At 60.9% G+C, this 739-nt stretch carries 1 protein-coding gene; it reads left to right on the top strand.

Going from position 1 to position 739, the window contains the following annotated elements; translation table 11 throughout:
• A partial coding sequence (locus tag JF66_RS19205) for a metal-sensitive transcriptional regulator (RefSeq protein ID WP_035880483.1) occupies positions 1-282 on the top strand: 282 nt, incomplete at its 5' end.
• Positions 283-739: the final 457 nt, after the last annotated feature.

The raw sequence follows: 739 nt of genomic DNA, 5'->3' as shown, positions 1-739 counted from the left end.
ACGCACGGCTACATCGGTGACAAAAGCAAGTACCTCGCCCGCCTCAAACGCATCGAAGGCCAGGCCCGCGGCATCCACCGCATGGTCGATGAGGAAACATACTGCATCGACATCCTCACCCAGATCTCGGCCCTCACCAAGGCGCTGGAAGGTGTCGCACTCGGACTCCTCGATGACCACCTCAAACACTGCGTCGTCGACGCCGCCAAGCTCGGCGGCGAGCAGGCAGACATCAAGCTCAAGGAAGCCTCCGACGCCATAGCCCGCCTCGTCCGCTCTTAACCACTGCCAGCCAAATGCACGAAGTCGCGGACAGACGGACGCAGGGGCCCGTACTGAAATACAGTCCCAGAGTGATGGATCAGCCCTTGAGCACGCGGCGGCCCGCCTGTTGGCAGCACCGCGCTCCCCGCCCAAGGTTCGACGACTCTGGCGAATGACGATGACGCTTGTGGCCAGTGTCATCATCAATACGCCAACGACCTCAATGCTTCGTTCGGTGGAGATCGCTAGTACCCGTGTGACACCTCGGTTGTGCCAAGAGCTGGTGCCCTCAACGACCCAGCGTTTGCCGACCTGCACCGGGCGCGGGACCGCCCTTGTAAGTGACCGCTGCATGGCCCCTGAACTTCTCAAGTAGTTCTCGAGCCTCGGCCGGCTGACGGCACAGGGCAAGACAAAATAATGCCGTAGAAAACAAAGGTATTCCGAGATGCTGCATTCGTCCCGCAGGGGGTTC

It is taken from the genome of Cryobacterium sp. MLB-32 (assembly GCF_000738085.1).
Lineage (GTDB): Bacteria > Actinomycetota > Actinomycetes > Actinomycetales > Microbacteriaceae > Cryobacterium.
The sequence above is the reverse complement of the archived record's forward strand: the minus strand, read 5'-3'. Positions and strand labels throughout refer to the sequence as shown.